At 68.4% G+C, this 20,174-nt stretch carries 14 protein-coding genes; 6 read left to right on the top strand and 8 right to left on the bottom strand.

Annotated elements, in window-relative coordinates; translation table 11 throughout:
* Positions 1-198 precede the first annotated feature (198 nt).
* The 3 genes from FSYMDG_RS07775 to FSYMDG_RS07765 all read left to right on the top strand — a co-directional run bounded on the left by FSYMDG_RS07775 (position 199) and on the right by FSYMDG_RS07765 (position 3,886).
* On the top strand, positions 199-786 hold the full coding sequence (locus FSYMDG_RS07775; RefSeq protein WP_043603222.1) for a hypothetical protein: 588 nt from the start codon (positions 199-201) through the stop codon (positions 784-786).
* 273 nt (positions 787-1,059) lie between these two features.
* Positions 1,060-3,411 (top strand): HelD family protein, encoded by a 2,352-nt coding sequence (locus FSYMDG_RS07770; RefSeq protein WP_013873015.1) that lies wholly within the window; start codon positions 1,060-1,062, stop codon positions 3,409-3,411.
* Between the two features lie 211 nt (positions 3,412-3,622).
* A complete protein-coding gene (locus tag FSYMDG_RS07765; protein WP_013873014.1) occupies positions 3,623-3,886 on the top strand; it encodes a hypothetical protein in 264 nt (87 codons plus the stop codon).
* 157 nt (positions 3,887-4,043) lie between these two features.
* Here the strand turns inward: FSYMDG_RS07765 and FSYMDG_RS07760 are convergent, their stop codons facing one another.
* Positions 4,044-5,246, bottom strand: coding sequence for an XdhC family protein (locus FSYMDG_RS07760; RefSeq protein ID WP_013873013.1), 1,203 nt, complete (start codon positions 5,244-5,246; stop codon positions 4,044-4,046).
* 352 nt (positions 5,247-5,598) lie between these two features.
* Here FSYMDG_RS07760 and FSYMDG_RS07755 point away from each other — a divergent pair, with 352 nt between their 5' ends.
* Both FSYMDG_RS07755 and FSYMDG_RS07750 read left to right on the top strand, forming a co-directional pair.
* On the top strand, positions 5,599-6,528 hold the full coding sequence (locus FSYMDG_RS07755; protein ID WP_013873012.1) for a PAC2 family protein: 930 nt from the start codon (positions 5,599-5,601) through the stop codon (positions 6,526-6,528).
* A 292-nt stretch (positions 6,529-6,820) separates the two neighbouring features.
* Entirely contained in the window at positions 6,821-7,669 is an 849-nt protein-coding gene (locus FSYMDG_RS07750; protein WP_013873011.1) for an SDR family oxidoreductase, read from the top strand.
* Positions 7,670-7,757: 88 nt separating this feature from the next.
* Here FSYMDG_RS07750 and FSYMDG_RS07745 read toward each other — a convergent pair whose 3' ends face one another.
* Both FSYMDG_RS07745 and FSYMDG_RS07740 read right to left on the bottom strand, forming a co-directional pair.
* Positions 7,758-9,773, bottom strand: coding sequence for an amino acid transporter (locus tag FSYMDG_RS07745; RefSeq protein WP_431307078.1), 2,016 nt, complete (start codon positions 9,771-9,773; stop codon positions 7,758-7,760).
* Positions 9,774-10,479: 706 nt separating this feature from the next.
* Complete coding sequence (locus FSYMDG_RS07740; RefSeq protein ID WP_013873009.1) at positions 10,480-10,701, bottom strand: hypothetical protein; 222 nt, start codon at positions 10,699-10,701, stop codon at positions 10,480-10,482.
* Between the two features lie 690 nt (positions 10,702-11,391).
* Here FSYMDG_RS07740 and FSYMDG_RS07735 point away from each other — a divergent pair.
* Positions 11,392-12,168, top strand: a complete 777-nt coding sequence (locus tag FSYMDG_RS07735) for a FadR/GntR family transcriptional regulator (protein WP_013873008.1) — start codon at positions 11,392-11,394, stop codon at positions 12,166-12,168.
* A 223-nt stretch (positions 12,169-12,391) separates the two neighbouring features.
* Here the strand turns inward: FSYMDG_RS07735 and FSYMDG_RS07730 are convergent, their stop codons facing one another.
* The 5 genes from FSYMDG_RS07730 to FSYMDG_RS07710 form a co-directional block, all read right to left on the bottom strand.
* On the bottom strand, positions 12,392-13,432 hold the full coding sequence (locus FSYMDG_RS07730; protein ID WP_013873007.1) for an ABC transporter permease: 1,041 nt from the start codon (positions 13,430-13,432) through the stop codon (positions 12,392-12,394).
* Entirely contained in the window at positions 13,429-15,012 is a 1,584-nt protein-coding gene (locus tag FSYMDG_RS07725; RefSeq protein ID WP_013873006.1) for a sugar ABC transporter ATP-binding protein, read from the bottom strand. The genes FSYMDG_RS07730 and FSYMDG_RS07725 overlap by 4 nt, the downstream gene beginning before the upstream one ends.
* Positions 15,009-16,145, bottom strand: a complete 1,137-nt coding sequence (locus FSYMDG_RS07720) for a sugar ABC transporter substrate-binding protein (protein WP_157490990.1) — start codon at positions 16,143-16,145, stop codon at positions 15,009-15,011. Before FSYMDG_RS07720 ends, FSYMDG_RS07725 begins: the two co-directional genes overlap by 4 nt.
* 2,048 nt (positions 16,146-18,193) lie before the next feature.
* The gene (locus tag FSYMDG_RS07715) at positions 18,194-18,535 is read right to left on the bottom strand and encodes a carboxymuconolactone decarboxylase family protein (RefSeq protein ID WP_013873004.1); all 342 of its coding nucleotides are present in this window, start codon (positions 18,533-18,535) and stop codon (positions 18,194-18,196) included.
* Between the two features lie 675 nt (positions 18,536-19,210).
* Positions 19,211-20,125, bottom strand: a complete 915-nt coding sequence (locus FSYMDG_RS07710) for an LLM class flavin-dependent oxidoreductase (protein ID WP_013873003.1) — start codon at positions 20,123-20,125, stop codon at positions 19,211-19,213.
* Positions 20,126-20,174 lie beyond the last annotated feature (49 nt).

Genomic DNA, 20,174 nt, shown 5'->3' with positions numbered 1-20,174 from the left:
CTCCCCTGACGGCGACGTGAACTCCCAGCAACCTCACAGGTTGGATTCAGCAACGGTGAAGTCCGCCGGCCCACCGTGGATGGTGGCGCGCCGCAGGGACCCCGCCGGGCAGGGCAGGGCCGGCGCGACCCAGCGGACCAGCGAAATCACCAAAGGATCATTAAAGGATCATTAAAGGATCACGCGGAGCCGAAAGCCGTGACCATGCTCTTCTGCTTCTTCTCCGCGTGCTCGTACCGCACCCTGCTCCGGCAGACACCCGGACAGGCCCTGGACTTCCTGAGCCGATGGAGGACGAACACCATGACCACGACAACGCTGGATCTGGCCGTGGCGACGCTGGCCCCGGGCACGGGCGTCGACCCGGCCGTGCCGCCCGCCGGCCGCCACCCACGACCGCTGACCGTGATGGCCTGCGGCGTCGACATCGGCCCGATCAGAGCGCTTCTCGACGAGGAGGACCACTCCCCCACCGAGACCGTGCTGATCTACCGGGCCGTGACCGAAGAGAGCCCGGCTTTCCGCTACGAACTGGACATGCTGGCTGTGCTGCGCGGGATCCGGGTGATCTACCTGCCCGGGCACCGCTGCCCGGACCGCTCGTCGTGGCTGCCGGAACGCTTCTCCGCCCTGCTCGACGACGTCGCGCTGCGCCAGATCGTCCCCGGTATCGTTGACCACGACGTGTTCGTCTGTGGTCCGCACGCGTGGACGCAGGCCGTCCGGGACGCGGCGCTGCTCAGCGGTGTGCCGTCCGAACAGGTGCACATAGTCGGGTGCGCATAGTTCGGGCGCGCATGCTTCGGGCACGCATGGTGCGGCCGGACATCGGCGCACCGGCCGCGCAGCGGCAGGGAGATTTTTTCGGCCCGCCGGGCGCTGGTGAGGCAGCCGGTCGTAGGATCCATGTTCCGTTCCGCTCGCGTTCCACTCGTGGATGCCGGCCGGTGGATGCCGGTCAGCGGATGCCCGCCAGCGGGTGTCGGTCAGCGACTGCCGGTCAGGGGCCCGGCTGCGCGGCCGGGTGTGCTCACCGCCCACAAACCGGAAGGATCACAGGTGCCGACGACGTACGAGCACGAACTCGCGCGCGAACAGGTGTATGTCGACGTCCTGTACAACCGGTTGGACGACCTGCGCGACCAGGCCCGTGAGCAGTTGCGCGCGGTGCTGGTGACGGCGGGCACCGGCACGCCGCAGTCCCGGGTGGAGCGGGAGGCCTTCGCCGACGCGTACTCCGACCGGATCGACCGGCTCGACGCCGCCGAGGAACGGCTGTGCTTCGGCACCATGGACCGCACCGACCACCAGCGGGTCTACATCGGCCGGATCGGCCTGTCGGACACCGAGCACGAACCGATCCTGATCGACTGGCGGGCCCCGGTGGCCACCGCCTTCTACCGGGCGACCCTCGCCGACCCGCACGGACTGCTGCGGCGTCGCCACCTGCGGGCCAAAGGGCGCGAACTATGCGGCTTCACCGACGACGTGCTCGACCCCACCGCCGCCGACGCCGCCCAGGTGGCCGGGGCGAGCGGTGACACCCCGCTGCTGGAGGCGCTGTCCGCGCCCCGCTCGGGCCACATGCACGACATCGTCGCGACGCTGCAGGCCGAACAGGACAGGGTGATCCGCGCCGACGCCGGATCCGTCCTGGTCGTCGATGGCGGGCCGGGTACGGGCAAGACCGCGGTGGCCCTGCACCGGGCCGCCTACCTGCTGTACACCGAGCGGGAACGGCTCGTCCGCTCCGGTGTACTGGTGGTCGGCCCGAGCCCGGTGTTCCTGCGCTACATCGAGCAGGTGCTGCCCTCACTCGGCGAGACGGGTGTGGTCTTCGCCACCCCGGGGCGGCTGTTCCCCGGCGTCGACGCCACCGGTGACGAGGACGCCCGCGTCAGCGCGCTCAAGGGTGACCTGCGGATGGCGACGCTGGTGGCCGAGGCGGTGAAGAACCGTCAGCACGTGCCCGCGGAGGGGGTGGACGTCCGCTACGACGGCGCCGTGCTCCACCTGCCCCGGCGGGCCGTGGAGAACGCCCGCACCCGGGCCCGGCGCAGCCGCCGCCCGCACAACCCAGCCCGGAGGATCTTCGTCCGTGAACTGACGGCCGTGCTCACCGACCAGGTGATCGCGAATCTTCCCGGTGGCCTGCTCGACGACGACGAACGCGAGGAGATCGCCGGGTACGTGCGCGCCGACCCGGCTGCGCGGGCGCTCTTCGACGCGCTGTGGCCACGGCTGACCCCGCGGCGTCTGCTCGCCGACCTGCTCGCCGACCTGTTCGCCGAGCCGGCCCGGCTCGCCTCGGCGGCGCGCGCGGCAAAACTGACCGCTCACGAGCGTCACCTGCTGCGCCGTCCGGCCGACGCCCCGTGGACGCCGGCGGACGTGCCGCTGCTGGACGAGGCCGCCGAACTGCTGGGGGATCCGGACGTCGACACCGCGCAGTCGGCCGAGCGGGCAGCCACACAGGAGCGGCAGGCCGAGCGGGAGTACGCCCGTGAGGTCCTTGACGGGCTCGGCCTGACCGGGGCGGTCGACGTGGAGACGATGACCGCGGGCATGACCGAACGCTGGTACGGCCCTCACCGGCGGCGCAGCGCCGTGGAGCATGCCAGCGGCGACCGGTCGTGGACCTTCGGCCATCTCATCGTCGACGAGGCGCAGGAAGTATCGCCGATGCTGTGGCGGCTGCTGTGGCGGCGCTGCCCGATGCGCTCGGCCACCCTGGTCGGTGATCTCGCCCAGGCTTCGAGCCCGGCCGCGGCGGGCTGCTGGGCCGAGGCGCTGGCCCCGCACATCGGCGATCGCTGGCGGCTGGAACGGCTCAGCGTCAGCTACCGCACACCCATGGAGATCATGGACGTGGCGGCTGACGTCCTTGTCGCGCAGGATTCCTCTGCCAGGCCACCGCGTTCCATACGAGCCATCGGAGCGCCGCCGACGGCGGTGGCTGTCGACGCCGACCAGCCCGGCGGCGACGCGCTGGTCGCCGCGGCAGCCGTGTGGGCGCTGCGCGCCGCCGAGGCAGTGGGCGAGGGCCGGGTGGCGGTGATCTGCCCGGTTGGTCTGCCCGAGCGGGTCCGCGCGGCACTCGCGGCCGCGCCAGCGGCCGCCTCCGTCGGCGCGGAGGTCGCCCCGGCCGTCCCCATCGGCGCGGCGGACGTGCTGGCCGCCCCGATCGCGGTGCTCACCGTCGCGGAATCCAAGGGCCTGGAGTTCGACGCGGTCGTCGTGGCGGAGCCTCAAATGATCATTGATGGTTCACGGCGCGGTCTCGCCGACCTGTACGTGGCACTGACCAGGGCCACCCGGACGCTGACCGTCGTCCACTCGGGCCCGCTGCCGGCGATCCTGAGCCGACTGGCCACCGAGCGGCGGCCGGCCGTCGACGGCGGGCCCGGGTAGCCGCTGATCTAGAGCTGCCCCGGGGCCAGCTGGCAGCCTGGCTCCCCAGTTGCCGAACACCGGCACGACAGCGGGATCACACACCGGCGTCCGGATGGTGACCAGGCCCCCGGGCTGGCCACGGACCCGGACGAGGGGTCCCGGACCGTGCCCGGTCCGGGCAGGACGGCATGCGTGGTGTTCCGCGGCGTTCGGTGGGAACGGAACAGGGGTGCGCTACGGACAAACAAAGACACCGGGATCAACCAGGACTCCGACCGCTCGGCGGGATTCGATCATCAGCCTGGTCTGCGGGATCATCGGCCTGTTCTTCCTCGGGATCATTCTCGGGATCGCCGCGATCGCCTTCGGGGTCCGTGGGCGACGTGGCGGCGGGCGCCTGGCAACGGCCGGGCTCGTCCTGGGCGTCATCGACGTCGCACTGTGGATCGTTGGCCTGACGATGTCGAACGCGAACGCGCTGATCTGGTACTGACCAGCCGCTGCCCGACGCCTCGCCCACTGTCCATATCCACCGTTATCCGCTGTTGTCCCATATTCACCGTTGTCCCATATTCACTTGTCCATGTTCACTGTCGACAGTCCACCGTCGATCCGGTCCCGTCACCGACCCGCGTCGAGCAACCGGCACGTCACGGTACGGGGTGGATACGGCCGGATGTCGTCGACAACGGCCGGCCGCTTCCGCCCCAGCGCGCCTGGACGATTTCGGCCGCGATCGACACCGCGGTCTCCTCGGGCGTGCGGCCACCGAGATCGAGACCGATCGGCGCCCGGATCCGGGCCAGCTCCGCCTCGGTCAGCCCGGCGGCCCGCAGGCGGGCGAGCCGGTCGCCATGGGTGCGCCGGCTGCCCATCGCGCCGATGTAGCCCGCCGGGGTGCGCAGCGCCGCCATCAGCAGCGGCACGTCGAACTTCGGGTCGTGGGTGAGCACGCAGATCGCCGTGGACGGGTCGACGGTGATCCGCCCGAGATAGCGGTGCGGCCATTCGACCACCACCTCGTGGGCCGCCGGGAAACGCTCACGGGTGGCGAATACCGGCCGGGCGTCACACACGGTGACACGAAACCCCAGAAACATCCCGACGCGGGTGAGCGCGGCCGCAAAGTCGACCGCGCCGAACACGAGCATGCGGGCGGCCGGCGCGAACGCCTGCACGAACACGCCGATCTCGGTGCGGCCCCGCTGGCCGCGCGGCCCGTAGTCACGCCGTCCGCCGTGCCCCCGCGCGAGCATCCCCCGGGCGTCGTCGGCGACGGCCGCGTCGAGCCCGTCGGTGCCGAGGGTGCCGGCCACGCGGTCCGGCCAGACCGCCAGCCGGGCTCCCGGCCGCACCGGCGCGGTGGCCGAGTCGACGACGGTACCCACCGCCACCGGTTCGGCCGCGGCCACCGCCGCCGCCACGTCGCCGAACTCCGGCGCGCCGCGACGGTCGATGCGCTGCACGAAGACGCTGATGGTCCCACCGCAGGTCAGCCCGGTCGCCAGCACGTCGTCACCGCCCGGCCTTCCGCCTCCATTCAGCTCACCGCCACCGCCCATCAGCTCACCGCCACCGCCCGGCCCGCTGTCACCGCCCAGGTCATCGCCACTGTCCGGGCCGTACGTGGCCAGCGCCGGCTCACCCGTGGCGAGCACCTGGCAGGCCAGCTCGTACACCGCGCCCTCGACGCAGCCGCCGGAGACGCTGCCGACCGCCTCCCCGCCGGTGCCGACGGCCAGCACCGCGCCGGGCGGACGCGGCGCGGACGAACTGGTCCCGACCACGGTGGCGAGCGCGAACGGCGTCCCCGCCGTCCACCAGCGAGCCAGCTCCGGCAGCGCGTCACGCATGGGGCCTCCCTTACCGTGCCTTCCTTGCCTTGCCGTGCCTGCCTGTCTGCCGTGCCATGCCTTCCCCGCCGTGCCCGGCGGCGGCGGTGGGCCACCCATGCCCACCGCAACACACGGGACGCGGGAGCGCGCAGAGCACGGACGCGGCAGCGCGCAGAGCCGGAGCTCACGCGGAGTAGGGTCACGATCTCCCGCCATGGCCCCGCCCGCCCGGACGGGCCCGGCTGCGATACTTACCGCGAGCGCTTCGCCAGGTTTTCAGGAGACGTCACACGGCAGGAACAGATCGGCACCGTCGTCGCTTCATCCTTGGTAAAGCGGCCAACAGACTTCCGTGAGGAGGCTCCGACCAGTGCTCGACCCTCGTGAGCTGTATGAGGTCGCCGACGATCTGCCGGAAATCGGCAGACCGGTGCTGGTGGAGGCCCTCACCGGTGTCGTCGACGCGGGTGGCGCGATCCGGCTGGCCCGCGACCATCTGCTGACGACGCTGGACAACCGCCTCATCGCGACCTTCGACGTCGACCAGCTGCTCGACTACCGCTCCCGCCGTCCATTCATGATCTTCTCTGAGGATCACTGGGAGCACTACGACGAGCCGCTGCTCGGGCTGCACCTCGTCGACGACAGCGCCGGGACGCCTTTCCTGCTGCTGTCCGGCCCAGAGCCCGACCTGCAGTGGAAGCGGTTCATCGCCGCTGTCGGCATCCTCGCCGAGCGCCTGGGTGTCCGGCTGACCGTGGGCCTCAACGCGATCCCGATGGCCGTTCCGCACACCCGCCCGTGCGGCGTCACCGCGCACGCCACCCGCCGGGATCTCATCATCGGGTACGAGCCGTGGGTGCGGCGGGTCCAGGCCCCTGGCAGCGCCGGTCATCTCATCGAGTACCTGCGCGGGCGCGACGGCCTCGACGCGATGGGATTCGCCGCCCATGTCCCGCACTACCTGTCGCAGACCGACTATCCGGCGGCCACCGAGAGCCTACTCACCTCGCTGTCGAAGGCGACCGGCCTGATGCTCCCGCTGGACGGGCTGCGCTCCGCGTCGGCGGCCGTCCGCAGCAACATCGACCGGCAACTGGCGAACGGTGGTGAGGCCGCGGCGCTGGTCACCGCCCTTGAGGAACAGTACGACACGTTTATCCAGGGCCGGACAGGAAGTGATCTTCCGGCGGCCGAGGACGAGGAGCTACCCACCGCGGACGAGCTCGCCGCGGCGCTGGAGCGTTTCCTCGCCGAGCAGACCGAGCCCGACGGCCCGCCCGACCTTCCCTCGAACTGACCAGCGGGCTCCCCGGCACCCGTTCCGTCCAGGTACCGGCGCCCGCTACCGGACCCCGGCAGCGGGATCCAGATATACCGGGACGGATTATTCGTAACCATTTTTGATACAGAGAGCGATGAAACTTCCACCAGCCTGGCAGTAATCTTCCGTAAGCGTCGTCAGGGGACTACCCTGCCCGCAGGGCGCACCACACCACCCGCCCAGAGCCTGCTCCCACTCGCGGCGGGTCCGCACGAGGCGGGCTCGTTCGAGCGCGGGCCCGCAACGGAACATCCAGAAGGGGCCGCAGATGACCACCTCCCCGGGGACTGTCCTGGTCACCGGAGCGTCGACGGGGATCGGCGCGGCGACCGTGCGCCACCTGACCGGCCAGGGCAGACAGGTGATCGCCGGCGTACGCCGGGAGGAGGATGCGACCGCGCTGAAGAGCGAACTCGGCGAGCGGGTCGTGCCCGTCCAACTCGATATCACCGATCCGGAGGCGGTGGCAGCGGCGGCTGTCACCATCCGCGACGCTGTCGGGGCCGAAGGCCTCGCGGGCCTGGTCAACAACGCGGGTATCGCGGTCGCCGCGCCGCTGGAGTTCCTCCCTCCGGCGGAGCTGCGCCGCCAGCTCGATGTCAACGTCGTCGGCCAGGTGGCCGTCACCCAGGCGGTACTCCCGCTGCTGCGGGACGGGCACGGCCGGATCGTCAACGTGGGCTCAGTCGGCGACCGGATCGTCGCACCGCTGCTCGGTGCCTACACCGCGTCGAAGTTCGCGCTGGCCGCGCTCACCGGCACGCTGCGCATCGAGCTCGCGCCCTGGGGAATCGACGTCATTCTCATCGAGCCCGGCGCGGTCACCACGCCGATCTGGCAGTCGGCGGCGGTATCCGCCGAACGGCTGTTCGCGACGCTGCCCCCGGCGGTCGACACGCTGTACGGCAAGCAGATCGCCGCCGCCCGCGCGGGCGCGAAGCGCAACGAAGCCGCCGGGATCCCCCCGGCGGAGGTCGCGAAGGTGATCGTGCACGCTCTGACCACCCAGCGGCCCCGTACCCGCTATCTCGTCGGCCGGGACGCCCACATCGCCGCTGCCGTCGCCCGGCTGCCACCGCGGCTGCGCGACCGCTTCCTCCTGCGCCGGACGCGGTGATTACGATCAGCCGTACCGACTGTCCGTAATCGTCCGGCTGGTCATGCGACCAGCCGGCCAGCCAGTCGCGGACCGGCCGCCACGGGTGTCAGCCGACGTGGACGAAGGGCCGCCGGGCCGGTTCGGGCTCGGCCTCGCGCAGCACCTCGCGAGTGACGGGTGCGACCTCGCCGACCCCGACGAAGAGAAATCGCAACAGGTTGACCAGCGGATTTCCCTCGCCCCACTCGAAATAGACGTGCGGCCGCTCGCCGGTGAGATCACGCAGGTACAGCAGCAACGCCGCGATCGCGTTCGGTACCGAGGCGCTCGTCAGCTTCAGAATCCGATAGCCATGACGTTCCTCACCCCGGACGTCCAGCTCGCTTTCGAACTCGGACGCGTCCGGCACCGTCACCTCGACGAAGAGCAACGGATCCCCGTCGGGGATGTGCAGGTCGCGACGTTCCTGTCGTTCCTTGTCGGAGTACTCGGCGGCGTCGCGCAGGTCCGGTTCATTGGCGATCAGCCGCAGTTCACCGGCGCTGGCGGCCTCGGTGACGAACCGTGTCGCGGTGTCGTCCAGGCGAACATCCGTGACGCGCAACTCGAACGCGCGTATCCCACGCGACGCGAACGACACGACAATGATCGCCATAATGAAGAACGATCCGATAATCAGACCGTCCGGTCGTTCGATGATGTTCGCGATGGTGGTGTAGACGAAAACCGTCGAGATGGTCGCGAACCCGACGGTGTACGCGCGCCGACGCCGTTTCGCCGAGGCCAGCGTCACCGCCAATGACGCCGAGGTGATGAGGACGAGCACGCCGGTCGCGTAGGCACCGGCCTGTTTGTCGACGCTGGCCCGGAACAGCACCGTGACGACGAACGCGACCACGGTGAACACGAGGACCAGCGGGCGGACCGCACGCGCCCAGTGCGGGGCCATGCCGTAACGCGGCAGATAACGGGGCACCAGATTGAGCAACCCCGCCATCGCGGACGCCCCGGCGAACCACAGGATCGCGATGGTACTGACGTCGTAACAGGTCCCGAAGGCGTTGCCCAGCAGTTCGTGGGCGAGATAGGCCAGGGCGCGGCCGTTGGCGGCGCCGCCCGTCTCGAATTCCGCCTTCGGTATGAGCAGGGTCGTCACCATGCTGCTGGCCAGCAGAAAAACGCTCATGATTATCGCCGCCGTGGTGAGCAGGTGCCGGGTCCCGCGGATCCGCCCGGTGGGACGCTCCTCGGTGTCGGACGCGTCCCCGCGGACAAGCGGCATCACCGCCACCCCGGTCTCGAAACCGGAAAGGCCCAGCGCGAGCTTGGGAAATACTATGAGCGCCACCCCGATGATCAGCAGGGGATTCGGGTGCTCGGCCACCATCAGGGCGTGCCAGTTGTCGACGACGTGCGGGGTGCGCAGCACCTGGACCACGCCGGCCAGCATGACGACGAGGTTCAGTGTCAGATAGATCATGACCAGGGCGACCGCGATACCGAGGGCTTCGGTGAAGCCCTTGAGGAACACCGCGGCGAGCAGGGCGAGCAGCACCAGCGTGACCAGCAGGTTGTGGTCGTGCAGGAAGTGCGGGGCGTACGGATTCTCGATGAGGTGCGCGGTGGCATCGGCGGCCGACAGGGTGATCGTGATGAGGAAGTCGGTGGCGGCGAACCCCAGCAGGACCAGGACGAGCAGCTTCCCCGACCACCACGGCAGCAGATGTTCCAGCATCGCGATGGAGCCCTCACCGTGGGGGCTTGCCGACGCCACTTTGCGGTAGACGGGCAGGGCCCCGAAGAGGGTGAGCAGCACGAGGATCAGGGTCGCGACCGGGCTGAGGCTGCCGGCGGCGAGAGCGGCTATGCCAGGCTGGTAACCAAGGGTGGAGAAGTAGTCCACTCCCGTGAGACACATCACACGCCACCACGGGTGCCGCCGATGCTCGACCGATGGCTGAGTGTGCGGTCCCGCGTGCTGCCGCGACCGCTCGGCCAGACCCTGGAGCAGCCAGGTACGTAGACGCTGGTCGTGTTGGCTTCTCCGGAGAGGCTCTACGACGGTCACTGTCAGTGCCTTCCATCGGATACGGAGTCGCGTTGAGGGTAAGGGTTCGCTCATAACCACATCCCGTAGTCGCCAGGCGGCCTACCGGTCGACCGTGAGTCACCGCGAAGAGCGATGTTCGACCTGTTGAGGAAGCGCGACACAACGCGGCCAAACGAGCCGGAGTCTACGGGGCGGCCCCGCCACACGCAGAGGCGTCCGGATGGATGGTCACGAGGGCATCCGGTTTCATTCATCGCTCGTCCGCCCGGTGCCCGGTCGTGTTGTTCGGCGCACGATCCCGCTGGCCGTGATCATCAACACATAGCCATCGTCACAAGAACATCGGCAAACGCGGCGGACCGACCCGGCCGCGGTCACCGCCGGACGGCGCGGGAGAGCAGGAGATTCCTGACGATGAAAATATTCGTGACGCTACCGGAGATATCGGAAACTTTTCACTGATCCATCTGTTCCACCCTCGCTCCGCGACGGACGAGGGACATACGGAGAACAGCGGAGGACGAACAGACGGCAGCCGGCGGCACGCCGTCCCGGCCGGGTGGCCGGCGGGACGGCGTGGATTAGCACGGTGTACGGATGAACACGGTTCACAAGGGGAATGACAGGAATTATGGGGATGACAGGGCAGCCGACATGGCGCGGCCCGGCACGGCCGTCCCGACCCTGAAAAAGTTCGGGCCACAACGGCCGTGCGGGATTATCCGACCGGCGGGTTACCTGGCCAGCGGCTGCCTGGATTCGCGGCCCCGGGCCCGGCTTACTTGGCCGAGACGTTCAGCGCGGCGAGCGCCGAAGCCCAGCGAAAATACTTCAGATTTGCCAGATCGGCCACCGTTTTGATGTTGAACGCCTCCCGTAGCAGTTCGCCGTCACGGTCGGAAACCCCTTTCAGCGCCGACACCGGGGCGGCGAGGATCTCTGACAGCTCCTGGTCCGCCCATGCCTTGTCCAACACTTTGTTGAGGTCTATGGAAGCCATGTTTCCTCCTGGCGTCCGACGGTCCCGCCATCCGGCCGGCGGCTCCGGTATCCACAAGTATGATGCCGCACCTGGAAACGCACCACCGACACCCACTTCCCGGACGCCCGCCGGGTGGCAGATTTTTCGGACCATACGTCCGCACCGATGAAATCCGGGAAATTATTCTGAAACCGGTCGAATATCCTGGGTAATCTGACTGGTAGGGCTTCCCAGCGGTCGGCCCGTGAGCGGTGGACCGGCAGGAAAAACTCGCCGTGGCGGCCGCCGCTCCCCGTCCGCCGGCCGGGCCGCTGTCTTCCACTCCCGCGATGCCGCGCGTAACCGCCGGGCCGCCGCCGGGCCCGCTCGCCGTACGACTCGCCCCTTTATCGATCATCTGGCCCAACAAGGGCGGCCCACGGCCCCACCGCGACCCTGGCCCGGCTCGGCCCCCCGCCTCGACCCCGCCTCGGCCCCCGCAGAACCTCCCACGGGACCTCCCACGGGGCAGACCCGAAGCTCCTCCGGATGGCGCGCCCCACGCGGCCGCGCACCGCCGCCGAAACGGGTTTACGTAGCATATAGGCGCTTCATTCCCGCTCCTCAGGTGCGCGGAGGCCTCCCCTGACATAAGATATTGTGTATATAATTTTGTCCTTTACATCAGCTGCTCGAGCGGTACATCGCCACGTCCGAGGAGAGGTTCCCGTGGCCAGACGACGACCTGATTCGGCTGCTCGCAAATCGCGCGCCGAGCAGGTGGCCGCGGACATCGAGGACGAGATCCTCGAGGTACGGCTGCCCGTCGGCGCGCACCTCGGTCGGCGCGCCGAGTTCATGGAACGGTTCGGCATCAGTCCGACGGTCATGAACGAAACCCTGCGGATCCTGCGCAACCGGGGCCTGGTGGGTGTACGTCCGGGCGCCGGCGGCGGCATCTTCGTCGCCAGCCTGCCCCCACAGGTCCGGCTGGGGGCGATGGATCTGTGGTTTCACGACTCCGGTACCCATCCCCTCCAGTTGTTCGAGGCCCGGATGCATCTGGAGGCCGGTCTGGCTGCCGTCGCCTTCGACCGCGCGACCGCCGGTGACGTCGACGCGATCCAGGACGCCTACGACCGCATGGCCTCAGCCCGGGACGCACGCAGCTACGTCAAGGGCACCATGCGCATGCACCGCGCGCTGGTCACCGCCGCGCGGATCCCGGTGCTGGACGGCATGCACCAGAGCGTGATGGCCCTGCTCGAGGCGACGCTGAGCCGAGCGACGTTCATCGACGGCCACGAACCGATGCTCCGGCACAGCCTGAACGTGCACTCCGACATCATCGAGGCGATCCGCACCCGCAATCGCTTCGCGTTCGAGAGGGCGATGAAACTCCACAACGACGACCTGATTCGAACCAACGATCCGCATCGGTCCCCGGATATCAGAAAAATCTCCGCCGTTGGCACGCGCGCTCCGATGGCCAAGATGACCGGATAGCGCCGGGGACCGGTGGACGGCACGGGCATTCAGCACGGCTTTGTTCCCGGTCTCGCCGGGGACGCATCACCTGTCGCGACAGATCGCGACCGGTCGCGTCGCGCCCTACGCCGTCCCAGAGTTCTCCGGGGCCTCCGGTCGTCACACCACCCGTCGTCATGGCGCATCCGGCCGTCATGGCATCCGGCTGCCATGACGGCCGGGTGTCGCGGCACCTGGGACGTCAGGACCCGACCGGCTGTTTGACGTCCGCGTCGACAGGGTGCTCGGCCTGTGTGTCGGTGGCTGTCGCACGCTCACGACGCCGGCCCTTCGCCCCCTGCCGCCAGACCGCGAAGGACACCGCGGCGAGCAGAGCGACACCGTTGAACATGTCGTTGAGCCACTGGACTCCGGTGACGAACTGCAGGCCCTGCACGCCGGTGGCGAGCACATAGACGGCCAGCAGCGTGCCCCAGACGTTGAACCGGCCGGGCCGCAACTGTGTCGAGCCGAGGAAGACCGCGGCGAACGCCGGCAGCAGCAGGGCCTGACCGAAGGTCAGGGACGGCCCGGACAGGGACGCGTAGAAGATCCCAGCGGTTCCGGCGATGGTGGAAGACGCTATCAGCGACAGCCACGTCCAGCGGCCCACGCTGATCCCGGTCAGCCGCGCGGCCTCCGAACTGCCCCCGATCGCGTACAGGTAGCGACCCACCGGTGTGTGGTCGAGAACCCACCAGACGACGAACGCCAGTATGAGCATGTAGAGGACGATGATCTGGAAACCGAGCACGGTCTGCTGGGTGAAGCTGGTCCACGCCGAACCGGACGGCGGGAACGGCTGCGTCCCACCCGAAATGATCGTCTGGATGGCGGCGACGACGGTCGCCATACCGAGCGTGGCGACAAAGGAGTTGACCTTCAGCTTGACGACGATGAACCCGGACGCCGTCCCGATCGCGGCCGACGTGGCGATCGCCGCGAGAATCGCCGGGCCCATGCTCACGCCGTGCACGGTCTGCAGGGTGACCACGAGCACCGCCGACACGTTGGTCACCGCGCCGACCGACAGGTCGTACACACCGGCGGTGAGCGGGATGAGCAGGCCGAGGGCCAGCATCGCCGACACCGCCTGAGCGGCGGCCACCGAGTGCAACGTGGCACTCGTCAGGAAGAGATCCGGTTTCCAGACCCCGAACACGATGATGAACGTCGCCCACAGGTAGAGCCCGCTGTAGCTCTGCAGACCGAAGCTGAACCTGCGCCCGTCTGTCGCGCTCATGAAATCCCCCCATCGTCCACTCCGACGCCCGCCCCGAGGTCTGCTCCGAGGCACGCGTGTGAAATTGCCGCCGCCGTGACAGCGCTGCCGGCCAGGGACGTCACGATCCGCCCTTCGCGCAGGACCAGCACCCGGTGGCACAGCGCCGCGAGTTCGTCGGTGTCCGACGAGCTGACGACGACGCCGGCACCGGCTCTCGCGGCCTCCAGGATCTCCAGGTGCAGCTCCGCCTTGGCGCCGATGTCCACGCCCTGCGTCGGCTCGTCCAGCAGAAACACCTTCGGTGAACGGCGTAACCACTTCGCGAACAGGACCTTCTGCTGGTTGCCGCCGCTGAGGGAGGACAGCGGCGCCTCGGCGGCCGGCGGCCTGACGCTCAGCCGCTCGATCCAGCTCGTCACCTCGGTCTTCTCCTGGCGCCGCGACAGCCGCAGGCGACGCCAGAACGGCCCGAGATCGCTGATCGTCATGTTCTCCCGCACGCTCAGGTCGAGGAAGCCGCCCTGTGTCTTGCGGTCCGGGGGGAGGAACGCGACGCCGGCCCTCATCGCCAGATCAGGCCGTGACGGCGGCAGGCTCGTCTGCTCGACGCGGACCGTGCCGGCCTGTCTGGGATGGGCCCCGAACAGGACCGACAGCAGGCTCTCCCGCCCGGAGCCGGTGATTCCGGCGATCCCGACAACGTCACCCGCCCGTATCTCCAGCGAGATCCGGTCGATCGGGGCGGCCGAGACCGCGTCGGCGACCAGCAGCGGCTCGTCGTGCTCCACCGGCAGTTCGGCCGACACCCGGTGGACGTCGTCGAACTCCGTGCCGACGAGCAGGGAGATCAGCTCCGCCCGGCTCACCGAGGAGACCGGGACCCGGGCCACCCGGTGGCCGTCCCGGAGCACGGTGATCGTCGTGGCTACCTGGAAGACCTCTTCCAGCCGGTGTGTCACGTAGAGAACCCCGACCCCGCGGTTCGCCACCGTGCGCACCATCGACAGCAGATGCTGCACCTCCGCGTCGGGCAGAGTGGCTGTCGGCTCGTCGAGCACCAGCAGCGACACCGGCGGCGCGGACGCGTCCTCCCGAAGCGCGCGGGCCACCGCGACACCCGTGCGCTCGGCGGGCGAGAGCGCACCGACCAGGAGATCCGGATCGAGATCCAGCCCGACGCGGGCGAGGTCCCGACGTGCGATACGCCGCAACTCCCCGTCCCGGACGGTGCCCCACTTCAGCGGGAACCCGGCAACCAGCGCGAGGTTGTCGGCGATCGAACGGGAGTCGATCAGGCCCAGGTCCTGGTGGACGAACCGGCAGCCAAGGGCATATGCGGAGTCCGGCGAGCCCGGCTCCAGGGCACGGCCGGCAACGAGGATCTCACCGCCCGGGTCGGGCCGGTGATACCCCGCCATGATCTTGATGATCGTGGACTTGCCCGAACCGTTCTCACCCAGCAGCGCGTGGACCTCACCGGTGGCGACGTCGATGTCGACGCCGGACAGGGCCGCGTTGCCGAAGAACGTCTTGGAGACGTCGCGGATCGCGAGCGCAGACGGCTCGCGATCCGCGACGGACTCAGATCGTGCACTCACCGAAGCTTCCACAGGGCCTTGAACTGGTCTGCGTAGTCCGCCGGCTGGTCATAGCTGTCGGTCGGCTGGACCAGGTTGTCCTTCGTCAGCAGGCCAAGCGAGGGGAAACCCGACTCCGGGGGAATCGGCAGGCCCTGGGAGTGGCGCAGCGCCGCGTCGACGACGAGCCAGCCCGCATAGTACGCGCCGGTGCCGGTGACCGCCGCGAACTGCCCGGTCTTCAGACCTTCCTCGTCCGTCTTGGTTCCACAGCAACCCGCAATCTTGACCTTGCCGCTCAGGCCGGCGGCGCTCAGCGCGGCGGGCAGCGGGTGGACGAACGCGACGTTCGAGACAACGACGTACTTGATGGAGGGATCCTTGCGCAGCGCCGAGACAATGGTGCTGTTGATCGCGCCGCTGCCCACGTCCGGGACACCAACCTTGATCTTGGTCACTTCACACTTGGAGCAGTCCTTGGCAACAGCGGCCTCGAACCCGGCCGACACCGCCCCGAGGTACGGATAGTCGGGGATGCTCACCGACAGCACCTTCCCCTGGGCGTTCGAGTCCGCGATGAACCAGGCTGACAACAGCTGGCCCTGCAGCGCTGAATAGTCGGGGTTCGAGACGTTGGCGATGAGCGTCGGGTTGTTGTCCGTGGGGCCGACGAACACGGGGATGAGCGGGACGCCGGCCTGCTGGTACTGCGGGACGCTGCTCGACCACAACGGGTACGGCTCGGCGACGACGGACACCGCGACGGGGTTGTACCGCAGCGCCTGCGTGAGGCCAGCGGTCAGCGTGGACGGGTTCGTCGACTGGAAGGGGATGCTCCTGAACTGCCAGCCCGCGGCCTCCGCGGCGGCCTGCACGCCAACACCCACCACCTGGCACTGCGGCTGCTCGCACTGCAGGTACACCAGCGTCTTGCCCGCCTCCGGCGCGGAGTTCAGCGGCGCGGCGATGGAGATCTTCGTCGGCGGCGTGAGATAGGGCTTGATGAAGGCGTTGGCCCTTTCGACCTCGCTGCCCGCGGCCACCGACGAGGAGCCGCCGGACGGTGCGGGGTTGTCGTCCGAGGACGAGCTGCCACAGGCGGTGGCAGCCGTGGCCAACGCGACGCAGGCGACCAGCATGAGACGTAAACGCATACGACCGGCGGACCAGCGTGATCTGCCGGTGGGTTCTCCGATACATGCGCTATGGGTCGTCGGCATTTCTGCGGCTCACCTTTCTGGGTGGTCGACCCTGGGTGGTCGACGTCGCTGACGACAGGTCGCCAGCGTCGACTTCGGACGGGTGCCGGCACCTCGCTACGGCACGGTTCGATACGGCACGGGTCGCTATTGGCGCAGATCGCTACGGTGCGGGTCGCCGTGGCATGGTCGCGATCCGCTGGCGGACAACTGGGCTACCCGGACACACGGTCGGCGTACGGCCGGTGATCAGTCGGTGTTCGGAATTTCGCGTTCTACTCACCGAAAACGGCTTGTCACCCGCGGACAGCCGCAGCGGGAGCGCCGGTCAGCCGGTCATGCATTCAGTTCGCTGTGGCGGGCAGTCCGCGGCCGCACCGGCCCGGGCCCCGCGACCACGGCCGTCCCATGGCGGGGCGTGATCGCGCCCTGCCGTGACCGCGTCCCATGGCGCACCGGCCCGGAGCCGGCGACCGGCGGCATGGCCAGGACGACACCACGGATCCGGCTAGACCGGGACCGGATCGGGATCCGTCGCGTCCAGTAGCGTGCGGACGGGCGCTGCTTGCGCGCCGATCATCCAGCACATCAGGCACCTCCTCCCCCCAGGGGCACCGCGGCGCGATGGGCAAGCCATCGATGACGCCATGACCACGGCCGTCGGCATGCACCGACCTGGCAGTGGCGAGTCCGACAACACGATCGGGCGACAACCGCTTCTCCAAGTTCTGATGCCGACTGGCAGCCGATGTGCAGGTCAGACCCGATGTGTGACCTTCGTTACGTCCGGAAGACTAGGCATAATGCATACACAATGCAAGGGGTATTTGCGGGCGACCGACGATCATCGACCAGTCGGGCGGACGCCGGGGCCATGCTCGACGTGGCGCATCCAGATGCTGACTCAGTACTATCCGCCAGCCTGCCGCAGGATGCTGTCGACAATGAAGTTGATCACATCGGCTACTTTCCGAAACCAAGGACTTCCCAGCGCCGACTACTCTCCGACACCGACCATCCCTCGGTGCGGACCACTCTCCAGCCCCGGTCACTCTCCGCACTGTCAACTCTTTGACACCGACGACCGATCCCACGATCCACAACCGAGACGGCGCCGCCTCAGAGTCATTCCGGATCATGAATATGAAGATCATCTTTCAGGTGACACCCATACAGCAAGGTGCCGAAGGGACCCGGTCGACCGCCTTTTGACAAGAGCGATCCGGCGATCTCCTCCCGGACCATCGGGTGGTACCGGGTCTGCTGTGGGCCAGACCCGCCTGCCCACAGCAGACCCGGAAAGTTGACCGACATCATGACCATCGGACAAGAGCGCCCACACGGACGATCAGCCCACCTGGCCAACCGAGCATCAGGCGCGATCAGGCCCTGCGGCGCCCAGCAGAACTGCTCGAGACAGCCGGCCAGAGGACGGGTTGGTCCGCGGGGCGCTGCCACCACGAGATAACAAAGACGAGCAGGGATGGTCGGTGTTCGGGACCCCGAACACCGACCATCCCCTCAGAGAATACAGCGCGTCCACTCGTGCGGTGGATGCTATCTTTTTCCCGCCGAGATACCGGCAGCACTATCTGACACCGAGCCGGGATCAGTGGAGTCACGCCATTCGCACAGGTTCTGTACCACCTCTTCGTAGAACTTCTCCAACGTTTCCACCACCGATGTGACAAATGCGCTCTTTCCGGCACCGCGTTTCGTGCCGGGACGCGCGCTCAAGGAAATACGAAAGACTCGAATGTCGCAGTCCGAACCAGCGATCAGAATCTCCGGCTTCTGCCGGACCAGAGCAAGGAGCTCGGCTCGAGTAGCCTCCCGCGCGACCCCTGCTCGAAAGATTCGACCCGCAGATTATCACTTGCGTCCGCGAGCTGCTTCGTAATCCACTTCACCCTGGTGAGCGGCCGTCCCTGGCGAGGAGCGTCGATGCCGATCGAGCACACGAACGAAGCAGCTCCTTACCAAGGACTTTAATTATTCGGACTTTAATTATTCGGAAGAGCCTCCTCGAATCCCAGTGCGCGCAGTACGCTCCCGGCCGCCGACACGACCCTGGCGCTCCCGACGATCGGTGCGATGGCGGTACACACACCCTGGGCGTCGGCGGCGGTCAGCCCGGCGTCCCGGGCAACGGCGAGATTCATCAGGTAGGAGACGGGCGCCGAATCCATGGCGACGAGCGCGGCCAGCCGGACAAGGTGGTAGGTACGTTCGTCGAGGCCCGACCTCTCCAGCGTGTCCAGATGCATCTGAACGAGCTCTTCAAGCACCGGGGAATCGCCTTGCGCGATCGCGCCGAGTGTCCGCTCAGGGGTCTGTGTCACCATTTGTTCGCTCCTCCTGGTTATTGACGTTTCAGCGATATTCGCACCTGAGCGCCCTCTACCCCATGGGCAGCCCGCAAAACACGGGAACTCGAACGGATCGAGTCATGTTTTCGATCGGATGACACGAAAACTCTGTAAATTCCCGGATCATGGCCAACCAGGCGACGGGATCTTCCCGACCGCTCAGCCGCCGTCCCGGCTCCGCCCGTTTCAGGATATAAAAAGCGGCGACGGGACGATTCTGGCCAGTGCCGCCGCTTCCTGGTGGGGAATGCTGAGCCCGGTTCGTAGCGGACGCTCGGCCTCCGGGTCGGGGAGTCCGCCGTCCGTTGGATCACTCCCCGCTCGGCGAGCGACCGGAGGACGACGCTCGCCTGTTGGATGCCGACGAGAAGCAGGTTCTGGACCGTCTGACTGGAGATCGTCCCGTACTCGCGCAGGTGGTCGACAACGCGGCGCTCGGACTCGTCCGAGGTGTTGCGGTGATACGACGGCATGCCATACGCGGACGGCGGACGGGCCACCACCCTCCACGCCGAGCAGCGCCGCATCACCTGACGACCATCACGGACACACGCTGTTGCGGACAACGCCCCGCAGCCAGCGGCTACGGGCAAGGCTCACCGGCCTGCTCGGGGCCGGCGCTTACCAACCACACATCGACGGAACAGCTTTTCAGTCGTTTCCCTTCGCGATCGCTTCGCGTACGGCCGGGACGATCTCGCTGGCCCAGCGGCCGAGGGAGACGACATCCTGCGCACCGCCGCTGGCCGAGAAGAGCACGAAGCCGGTCGCGCCATGCTCCAGCACGGCCTCGGTCAGTTCCTCGACCCACTGGCCTACGGAACCACCGATCCAGCGACCGGTGTGATCACGCGTGGCGGCCAGCGGCCGGTCGGTGATGCGTCCGGGGAAATTGAAGACCGTGCGGATCTCGCGCGGATCGCGACCCACGGCAGCCGCTGCTTCGTCGATAACCGGCCGCGACACCCGGTATCGCTCGCTGCGCCAGTCCGCCGCATGGCCGGGAATCCAGCCGTCGGCCACCCGGCCGGTCGCGGCCAGGGATTTCGGGCCGACCGATCCGGTCCACACGTCAGGCACGGCCACCGGCGCCGGCTCGATCTGGTCCACCTGATAGTGCCTGCCCCGATAGGTGACCGCCGGACCGCCACCCGACAACAGCCTGACCAGGACGATCGCCTCCTCGAAGGCGTCCACCGCATCGCCCGGTGAGAGCCGTGGCACTCCCATGTCGGAGATCCGATCCCACAGCCCGCCCACGCCCATCCCGAGCACGATGCGACCGCCGGAAAGCGCAGACAGCGACGTCACCGTCCGCGCGAGCATGGGAGCGGGCCGGGTCGGCAAGTTGGTGACGTTGACGAGGCCTGAGATCCGCCGCGTACGTCCGAGGATGAATCCGACGGAGGCGTACGCGTCCAGTCGGTCGCCGACGTAAGGATGGTCCGACAGCGAGAAGATGTCAAGCCCGTCACGGTCGGCCTGTTGAGCCGCCCGCAGCAGCTCCGGCACGTCGTCGATGCCGCTGTGCGCGCCGAACCCGAAGACGACCTCTTGTATGGACACTGCCCTGCCTTTCATTCGTGAGGCTGCCGGTGAACCCGCCGGACCGAAG

Source organism: Candidatus Protofrankia datiscae (assembly GCF_000177615.2).
GTDB classification, from domain to species: domain Bacteria; phylum Actinomycetota; class Actinomycetes; order Frankiales; family Frankiaceae; genus Protofrankia; species Protofrankia coriariae.
Note: the sequence above shows the minus strand (reverse complement) of the source record. Positions and strands in the feature narration are given on the sequence as shown.

Coding starts and splice junctions, on each gene's coding strand:
- FSYMDG_RS07745 (WP_431307078.1), bottom strand. CDS start 9,773: ATGAGCGAACCCTTACCCTCAACGCGACTCCGTATCCGATGGAAGGCA.
- FSYMDG_RS07720 (WP_157490990.1), bottom strand. CDS start 16,145: ATGCGTTTACGTCTCATGCTGGTCGCCTGCGTCGCGTTGGCCACGGCT.
- FSYMDG_RS07750 (WP_013873011.1), top strand. CDS start 6,821: ATGACCACCTCCCCGGGGACTGTCCTGGTCACCGGAGCGTCGACGGGG.
- FSYMDG_RS07760 (WP_013873013.1), bottom strand. CDS start 5,246: ATGCGTGACGCGCTGCCGGAGCTGGCTCGCTGGTGGACGGCGGGGACG.
- FSYMDG_RS07740 (WP_013873009.1), bottom strand. CDS start 10,701: ATGGCTTCCATAGACCTCAACAAAGTGTTGGACAAGGCATGGGCGGAC.
- FSYMDG_RS07715 (WP_013873004.1), bottom strand. CDS start 18,535: ATGGTGACACAGACCCCTGAGCGGACACTCGGCGCGATCGCGCAAGGC.
- FSYMDG_RS07730 (WP_013873007.1), bottom strand. CDS start 13,432: ATGAGCGCGACAGACGGGCGCAGGTTCAGCTTCGGTCTGCAGAGCTAC.